General features: G+C 64.8%; 9 protein-coding genes. 6 read left to right on the top strand and 3 right to left on the bottom strand.

Annotated features, from left to right (window positions below; all coding sequences use genetic code 11):
- The coding region (locus B384_RS20855; RefSeq protein WP_026041233.1) for a hypothetical protein at positions 1 to 816 on the top strand (816 nt) is incomplete at its 5' end.
- A 3-nt stretch (positions 817 to 819) separates the two neighbouring features.
- Here B384_RS20855 and B384_RS0115600 read toward each other — a convergent pair.
- Both B384_RS0115600 and B384_RS0115595 read right to left on the bottom strand, forming a co-directional pair.
- Positions 820 to 1,647 (bottom strand): caspase family protein, encoded by an 828-nt coding sequence (locus B384_RS0115600; protein WP_019484034.1) that lies wholly within the window; start codon positions 1,645 to 1,647, stop codon positions 820 to 822.
- A gap of 74 nt (positions 1,648 to 1,721) precedes the next feature.
- Entirely contained in the window at positions 1,722 to 2,831 is a 1,110-nt protein-coding gene (locus B384_RS0115595; RefSeq protein ID WP_019484033.1) for a GTP pyrophosphokinase, read from the bottom strand.
- Positions 2,832 to 3,301: 470 nt separating this feature from the next.
- Between B384_RS0115595 and B384_RS0115585 the strand changes: the two genes are divergently transcribed.
- Both B384_RS0115585 and B384_RS0115580 read left to right on the top strand, forming a co-directional pair.
- Complete coding sequence (locus tag B384_RS0115585; RefSeq protein WP_019484031.1) at positions 3,302 to 4,189, top strand: prolyl oligopeptidase family serine peptidase; 888 nt, start codon at positions 3,302 to 3,304, stop codon at positions 4,187 to 4,189.
- Between the two features lie 95 nt (positions 4,190 to 4,284).
- Positions 4,285 to 5,205, top strand: a complete 921-nt coding sequence (locus B384_RS0115580) for an ROK family protein (protein WP_019484030.1) — start codon at positions 4,285 to 4,287, stop codon at positions 5,203 to 5,205.
- A gap of 58 nt (positions 5,206 to 5,263) precedes the next feature.
- On the opposite strand, the gene B384_RS0115575 is transcribed toward B384_RS0115580, so the two are convergent.
- Positions 5,264 to 5,863 carry a DUF6318 family protein gene (locus B384_RS0115575; protein ID WP_019484029.1) on the bottom strand — a complete coding sequence of 200 codons (600 nt, stop codon included), beginning with the start codon at positions 5,861 to 5,863 and terminating at the stop codon, positions 5,264 to 5,266.
- A 198-nt stretch (positions 5,864 to 6,061) separates the two neighbouring features.
- On the opposite strand from B384_RS0115575, the gene B384_RS0115570 reads away from it, so the two are divergent.
- The 3 genes from B384_RS0115570 (at position 6,062) to B384_RS0115560 (ending at position 8,458) form a co-directional block, all read left to right on the top strand.
- Positions 6,062 to 6,988, top strand: coding sequence for a carbohydrate kinase family protein (locus B384_RS0115570; protein ID WP_019484028.1), 927 nt, complete (start codon positions 6,062 to 6,064; stop codon positions 6,986 to 6,988).
- A 13-nt stretch (positions 6,989 to 7,001) separates the two neighbouring features.
- A complete protein-coding gene (locus tag B384_RS0115565; RefSeq protein ID WP_019484027.1) occupies positions 7,002 to 7,532 on the top strand; it encodes a YbhB/YbcL family Raf kinase inhibitor-like protein in 531 nt (176 codons plus the stop codon).
- Positions 7,533 to 7,645: 113 nt separating this feature from the next.
- A complete protein-coding gene (locus B384_RS0115560; RefSeq protein ID WP_019484026.1) occupies positions 7,646 to 8,458 on the top strand; it encodes an HAD family hydrolase in 813 nt (270 codons plus the stop codon).
- Position 8,459 lies beyond the last annotated feature (1 nt).

The following is an 8,459-nucleotide window of genomic DNA, read 5'->3' as shown; positions in this document are numbered from 1 at the left end:
CGCGGCGAGCCAGTGGTGCGGGCGATGCTGAATGTGGTGGCGCGGCTATGGCAGATCCGTCTGGACCAGCCCGGTGGCCGCTCGAGCCTGCACCAGGTGGCGAAGTCCGGGGCGAAGGTGGGTGAACAGGTCCTGGCGATGCTGATCCGTGGGCTCGGGTACATGGCTCCGGTGGACGTGACCTGGCCGGACTTGCTGCGGGGCATCCTCTCCGCCGACCTGGTGCTGGTTCCGCAGGATCGTTTTCACTATCGGCAGGTGGTGCGGGACTGCTTCGCCGAGGTGGGGGTTACGGTGCCGGCCGATGATTTGCTCACCGGGATCGAACGCATGAGCAGCCTCAGGTACCCCGTCCGGCTATCAGCGCTGGGAACCGACCCGGAAGAGATCGTGAGGTTCATCTGGGAGAACGGGGACTTGTTACGGGAAACCGCGATGGATGAGCGGCATTCAATCACCGTGGACCGGGTGCGACCCAGCATCCGGATCAGCCCGGACGGGTTCGTCGTCTCGGAGATCGGCGCCTCCTTTGTTCAGGAGTTCACTATCGGGCGGCCCGAAATGCGCCGCATGGGGTTGTCCGGGCCCGGACCCGTCATCCTGCGCGGAGGTGGGTTGCTCAGATTCGACGAGGGAGGCCACCTTTGTTACGCGGCGTTGAAACCGGTCTATGACCCGGTGAGGCAGCAGGAAAACGCACAGGAGAAGGTTCGGGATGCCACCACCCTGGCGGAAATCACTCCTTCTGATGCACGGCCCAGGTCTGGCACTGGAACACCGAAAATCACGTTCCATAGCCGGGGGCGCGGCCGCTAGTTCCTAGAAGGCGGTGCCCCACGCGGCGCTTTTGGCCGCCACTGGCGCTTCCAGTTGGGCCCGCTGGGTGAACTTCCCATCCCGTAAGTCGGCGCTGACGCGTTTCAGCAGCACTCGCCGGCTTGCCGATGGGTCGTCTTTGACGGCCTGGAGCAGGTAGTGGCTGAAGGCACCGCTATATCGTCCAGCGAAGTCAGCATCAGCCGCTGTCTGATCCGACCGGCAGGCGGCAAACAGGACTGGTTTCGCCTTCGCATCGGACCGGACCAGGTCGCGGAAGGCGCGCGGATCCGCCGATTCGGTGAGCTCCAGGCCGAGCGGCGTCGGGGGCGGAACGAACCGGGGCCGTCGGGTGGGAAGTAGATCCAGCGCCCTGAGCCCGGTCCCGCTGTGGCACGTGTCCAGCACGACGTCGAGCAGGACCCCGTCGGGAAGGGTACCGAGCAGGTGATGTAACTCGTCGTCGAGAATAAGGGTGGCGGCGTCCCACTGGTCACCCTTTTGCCGCATATCAAAGGTGACGAATGCTTCGTCGGCGCCGTCCGGTTCATCACCTGAGACATCGAGGACCTGGGTGCCGTGGCTGGAGAACGTGAAGACAAGGTGATCCCCGGGTTTCGCCCGTTTGAGCATGGCCTGCAGCTTCCCGACCACCGCAGCCTTCGTAGCCTTTGAATCGAGGAGCACCGCAACGTTCCGCTTCGCGAATCCGTAATGCCCAGTGAGAAGCGCGGCGAAGTCCTTGGCGTCGTTGACGCAGCCATTGAGCCACGCGTTGGTCGGAAGGTTTTCGAACTTATTGATGCCGACGCAGAGTGCGTACTTGGCCATGGCACAGTTCCTTCCGCAGGACCTGCCCCGTCGCAGGTATGCCGCAACCTAGCGGGACGGGTGTTACTGAGGCGTTATTTGCTGGCCTCCAGCGCCCGGAAGGTGGTCATTTGCCGATGCCGACGCTGCAGGCTGTCGCGTCGTGGCGAGACCGCTGCCTCGGCTGCCTCGGCGGTGAGGTCGATGTGGCGTTCCCCGTAGTGCCACAGCAGCACGTCGTCGAGCAGCCGGTCCGGGCCCGGCGAGTAACGGTGGTCCAACGCTCGGCGAACCGACGTAATGGTGTCCGCCTGGAGCAGCGACGCCAGCGACGTCGTCGTCGTCAGTCCATGGGCGGCGAGCAGTTCCGCAGCCCAACCCCAGTTGTCGTCGGATTTTCGGTCAACGTGGGGGAGGAGGGTCTGCCACACGTCGCGGACCCGGTTGGGGCTCAGGGGGGCGCTTCCCTCCCCGTCCTCATCCCAGAACCCGGTCACTGTCTCGTACCGCTCGTGCAGCTCGGCGAAAGCTGATTCCACTGACTCGAGCATCGCGGCGGTGCCAGTGAATTGCCGGTCGAAGTAGGGGCTCCATGCCCGAGGATTTGATGCCTTGAAACGGATGTCGTGCTCGATTTCGGACCACGCATGAGCCAGGACCGTACGGATCTGCACCTCGAGCATGTAACTGCCGCCAGCCTTGGCTGCCGGGTCCAGGGCGCGCTGGTACTCTTTGACCGCTTCGCTTTGGATGGTGCGCAGGATGAGGTGCCGGCTGGAGTAGCCGTAGGTGCCGGACTCGATGGTGCCGATGTCCTTCTCCCGGTCGCCCCGGCAGTCAAATTCCTGCCGCTGCCGCTTGATCAGATTCGCTGCAACGTCCACCTCGTGGGGCAGGGTGGTGATCACCCGAACGCCGACGACGTCGGTCAGGTTTCTTAGCGGGTCGGGGAACACCAGGGTGGGGGCGTCTCCGGGGACTGTTGAGGCGAGCATGCGTGAGGCCTTGTCACGGAATGACTCGATACTCTTGGTCCGAGCAGTGACGAACAGTGGGCTGAGTTCGGTGCCGACGAAGATTTCCCGGATGCTGGCCTGCATTTGCCGGGTCACTTCTTCAAGGCGCGGCCGTACCCGCTCGAACTCACGGGTGCTCGCTTCGACCGCGGGGCGGAGACGGTCATCCAACTGATCCCAGGCGCTCATTAAGACTCCTCCGACGATGGCTTCAGGCCATCATATCGGCCGGGTCTGACAGTGCTGGTGGAGGGCTGGCTAGAGGGGCCCNCGCCGATCTGCCCCTGGCGGGCGGCAGTCGGCATGGAGTGGCTGTCGATGGGCCGATCATCGTCCTGGGTGGCCGGCTGCCGGGTGTCGTAGCTTCGGGGAGTGCTTAAGTCTCGTGATCGCAATCGCAGGCCGGTGACGACCTGAACCAGTCCCCCCGCCAGGAGCGCCGCCCCGAGGACGAAGAGCACCATCGTGAGGCCCTCAGCCGTTCCGTTGAAGACTTCGAACAGTGGCGTCGGCAGGATGAAAATCGTGGCTACCAGTGCGATACCGCCCGTGATGAGCCGCCGGGTTCCTTTGGTCTGCATTGTTCCCCCTTGATTGGTCCATTCATTCAAACACCCTCCCTGGCGCAGGTGAAGGGTCGGCAAGGTTACGCTTCCGGTGTGGACAACCTACGCCGACGCACCGTCCTGGGCGCCGCCGGCCTCGCTGCAGCGACCGCACTCGCCGGCTGCGCGCCCGGCAGTTCAGCCAACCTCACCCAGCAACCGGAGGAACCAGTGACACCCCAGCGCTACACCTATGGCGATGATCCCAGCCAGTTCGCCGAGTTGTACCTGCCAGCCGGGGAGCACCTCCCGGGCGTCGTCGTGGTTATCCATGGGGGCTATTGGCGCTCAGGGTACGGACTGGATCTTGGCCGGCCTCTCGCCGAAGACCTGTCGTCCCGGGGCTACGTCTGCTGGAACCTTGAATACCGACGGGCCGGCAATGGGGGTGGCTGGCCGGAAACCTTCGCCGACGTGAGCGCCGGCATAGATCTCCTGGCGACGGCGGCCGACGAACACAGCCTCGATCTGGGCACGACGACGGCGCTTGGCCATTCGGCCGGCGGCCACCTCGCGGTATGGGCCGCCGGGCGGTCAACGCTGCCCGCTGGGGCTCCCGGCGCCGGAACGCCCCTGGTACCGCTGACCGGCGTCGTGAGCCAGTCGGGTGTGCTGAATCTGGCAGCAGCCCATGAACAGGGGCTGGGAGACGGTGCCGTGCTGAACCTGCTGGGCGTGGACCCGGCCGAGGATCCCGTTCGGTACCGGTTGGCTGACCCGATGACAGCGATCCCGCTGCCCATTCCGGTGCTAGCCCTGCACGGTGAGGACGACTCAACGGTGCCGCTCAGCCAATCGGACAGTTATGTGACGACGGCGGCGGCCGCAGGTGCGACTGCTGAGTTGATCATGATCCCCGGCGACCACTTCGCGATGATCACCCCGGGGACCGAAGCCTGGGTGCGGGTGGTGCAGGCGGTAGATCGGCTGATGGCGGCCTAACCGAATCGCGGAAGGCTGCCGCGAGGACCGCAACGAATTACTGTTGACCCTGGTTCGGAGATACCGTATTCGGACAGACTGAAAGGCACCCATCAATGAGTGGCAACACCATCCCTGTGCTCGAAATTGGAGGCACCCACCTCACGGCCGCGGTGGTGGAATCCGGAACGTGGGTTATCGACCGGGACTCCCTGGCTCGGGTCGACCTGCAGGCCCAGGGGACCGCTGAGAGCCTGGTCGAGGAGATTGGTGCTGCTGCCGACGCGCTGCGGGGCGAGCCGGGAGCGACCTGGTCGGTAGCTATTCCCGGCCCCTTCGACTACGACCAGGGCATTGGCCGTTTCGAGCATGTGGGAAAGTTCGACAGCCTGAACGGCTTCGATCTCGGTGAAGCGCTGATGAAGCGGATTAAACCGACCCCCGGCACGATCCATTTCCTCAACGACGCCGACGCGTTCGGCATCGGGGAATACGCCCTCGGGGCGGCTCGGGGGAATGAGCGGGCCATCTGCATCACGCTGGGCACCGGCGTCGGCTCCACCTTCCTGATCAACGGGCAGCCGGTCAGCACCGGGCCGGCGGTCTCACCGGATGGGAGCATCCACCACGAGGTCTATCAGGGCCGACCCCTAGAAAACACCGTGTCCCGACGCGCCATCCGCGCGGCCTACTCCGACGCGGCCGGTCTGAGCCCGGACTCCGGTCCCGACGTCCACACCATTGCTGAACTCAGCCGGGCCGGTGACGAAACTGCACGACTCGTGCTGGACCGAGCTTTCGGAGCTCTGGGCGAGACTCTCGCAATCGTGATCAGCCGGTTCGACGCGGGGATCCTGGTGATCGGCGGGTCCATGTCCAGGTCCTGGGATCTGGTTGAACCGGCAATTCGCGCGGGAATGGCTCTTGCCGACCCGCGGCTCGCAGAATTCAGGATCGAGCAGGCGATCCTGCCCGACGACGCCGCGCTCGTGGGTGCCGCCTATTGGGCTTCGCTGGGCTCCGACACTGAGAGCTGAGTTGCACTCGGAGCCGGAGCCGGGNGCCAGCCGTAACAGGCTGACGGCCTAAACCGGGTTACTCCGCCGGGATTTCTGCGTCAGGGGTTTCTTCCAGGTAGGTAGCCTGCCAGGCGCCGTCTGAATAGACAATTGTCGCTGAGTAGATGGTGCCGGCCGGGTCGAACGGGCGGGTCTCCTGGACCTCACCCGATTCGCCGAACGAAGTGTAGGCGTCAGGGTTGACGGTGATCAGGGCGTCAACCTCGACCTCCTCGGCTACCTCGTCCGCTGGGGTGGTGACGATGATCTGCTTGACCTTCGGCTGTCCGCCGAGAACCCAGCCGCCGTCCTCGTACATGGCCGCGAATTCCTCAGCCTCTTCGGTTGCTGCTTCGGCACCATCGAAGGTGGCGAGCAGCTGCTCGGTTTCACCGGTCCGCTGGTTGTAGGACTTCAGCTCGAAGACGTGATGCAGGAAGGCTCGTGCGCCTTCGGGGCTGGCCTCGGCCATGAGGTCGTTGGTCTCCGGAGCCTGGATGTTCTGCGCGGGTGCCGTGGAGCTCGCCGGCGTGGGAGCGGCGGCCTCGGAAGGGGCCGCAGGCTCTGATGCCTCGCCACAGGCGGTCAGCGAGGCGAGTGCGATGACGGCGATGGCCGCCGCGTTCTTGATTTTCATGGTTTCCCCAACAACTAGTACGTGGTTAGCGCCGCGGATAGCGGCAATCCCGCACCATCCTAGCCGTAGCCTTAGGCAACTAGCGGATTATTCCGGCGAGTGTGCGTGAGATCACCTAGGCTCGAGGGTCAGCCGGGGTCCTCGATCCCGTTGTCCCCACAAGGGTCTTTCCGCTGCCCGGGATGCTAACTTATTAGCGTGCTCACAGTGATCGGGGAAACCCTCATAGACGAAGTCATCAGCGATGTCTCCTCGCCACGCGCCCATGTTGGCGGCAGCCCCATGAATGTGGCTGTGGGCCTGGCCCGGCTGGGGCACCCCTGCCGGTTCATCGGGCGTTGGGGCGACGACCAGTACGGCCGGATGATCCATGAACACCTTCACAGCAACTCGGTGCTGACCCCGATCGGGCCAGATGGGCACCCCACCAGCATTGCAACGGCACGCCTGGACCCTGCCGGTGGTGCCTCCTACACGTTTCAGCTCGTCTGGGACCTGCCCACCGTCCGTGAGCAGATGGACCTGATCCTCGACGGCACCACACTGCTGCACACCGGCTCGATTGCCACCATGCTTGAGCCGGGAGCGGCCGAAGTGCTCGCCGTCGTCCAGCGGGCTCACCCATTGGCCACCATTTCCTATGACCCCAACTGCCGTCCCAGTATCGTCACCGATGTCGATTACGCCCGCGCGCAGGCCGAGAAATTCGTTGCCCTCGCCGACGTGGTGAAGGCCTCCGACGAGGATCTTCAATGGCTCTACCCGGGCCAGGACGTCTTCGAGACTGCACGGCTGTGGCTGGCTAAAGGGCCGGCCATGGTGGTGGTGACGCGTGGTTCCCTCGGTCCGTGGGCCGTCGTCGAACGCGGTGAAACGTCGGTGCCCGCGCCGGCCACCCAGGTGGTGGACACGGTGGGGGCGGGGGATTCCTTCATGTCGGCGCTCCTGGGCTCGCTGGCGGACCGCGGGCTCGTTGGGGCCCAGCTGCGGAATGACCTACGCCACATCTCCGTTGAACAGGTGGAAGCGGTCCTTGCCTACGCGGCAAAGGCGGCGGCAGTGACCGTTTCCCGTGCTGGCGCGAATCCACCGGTGCGCAGCGAGCTAGTAGCAGACCCCAAGTGAACCAGGAGCAGTAATGACCCGCGATCCGTACGCAGACCTGCCAGCAGTCCCCGCATTCGCCCTCACCAGCACTGACATTGAACACAACCAGCCGCTGGATGCGAGGCATGCGTCAGGAGTCATGGGGATCGATGGCGGGAAGGACCTGTCACCGCAGCTGTCCTGGAGCGGGTTCCCGGAGGGCACCAAAAGCTTTGCCGTGACGGTCTACGATCCGGATGCCCCAACCGCCAGTGGCTTCTGGCACTGGGCGGTCTTCAACCTCCCCGTGAGTACCACTTCCTTGCCTACTGGTGCCGGAGTCGAGGGGAGCACCGACCTGCCGGAAGGCACCATCCAGTTGAAGAACGACGGCGGCTTCAGCGGCTTCATCGGCGCTGCCCCACCGGCCGGTCATGGACCGCACCACTACCACGTTGTAGTGCATGCAGTAGACGTGGAAACCCTCGAGGTGCCCGCGGAAGGCAGCAACGCCTACCTCGGGTTCAACCTGTTCTCGCATACCCTTGGGCGGGCCCGCCTGATCGCCACCTTCGAGCAGTAGATCCCGCCCAACCAGCTTCCTCTCGATGCCCCGGACGCGTGTCACGCACCGGGGCATCGGCCTGCTCCGGGCAGGTACGCTTAAACTCACCTGCTCACTGAAGGAGTACCCGCATGCGCCTGGTCGCCAGCGACATGGACGGAACTATTGTCGGTCACGACGGCAAGATCAGTCCCCGCACCGTCGAAGCGTTTCAGAGGTGCCTGGATGCTGGTGTCGAGGTGGTGTTTGTAACGGGCCGGCCGCCTCGCTGGCTGGACCCGCTGCGTGAACAGCTGGGTCACCGTGGCACGGTCATCTGTTCCAACGGGGCCGTGACCTACAACCTGGATGATGAACGGGTGCTGAGCGCCCACCTGCTCGAGCACAGCAACATTCTGGCGGCTCGCGAAATCATCCTGGACCTCTATCCCGCGGCCGCTTTCGCCGCCGAGACCGTCACCGGATTCCACATCGAGCATGGGTTCGCCGAGGAGGGTTCGGTTGAACTACTCGCCGGCGCAGTCGCCATGCCCCTTGCGGATTCGCTCGCAGGTCAGGGCGTCATCAAGTTCCTGGCCCGTGAACGCGAGGTTTTGCCCGACAATTTCCTCAACCGGGTCCGCCCGGCGGTGGCCCATCTGGTGACTGCCACCCATTCTGCGCCCAGCGTTGCCCTCCTGGAGATGTCGATGCCTGGCATCAATAAGTCGGTAACCCTCGCCGAGTTCGCGGCCAGCCGGGGTATCAGCCAGGCCGACGTCGTCGCCTTCGGGGACATGCCCAACGACGTGCAGATGCTCAGTTGGGCCGGCACCGGCTACGCAATGGCGTCGGGGCACCCGGAAGCTATTGCCGCGGCGGATCAGCAGGCGCCAGCGTTTGAGGAGGACGGGGTGGCGCAGATTCTTGAGGAACGCCTCGCCGCGCTGAGGGCCTCCTTCTAGG

Origin of the sequence: Arthrobacter sp. TB 23 (assembly GCF_000294595.1) — a bacterium.
Classification (GTDB): Bacteria; Actinomycetota; Actinomycetes; order Actinomycetales; family Micrococcaceae; genus Arthrobacter_D.
Note: the sequence above shows the minus strand (reverse complement) of the source record. Positions and strands in the feature narration are given on the sequence as shown.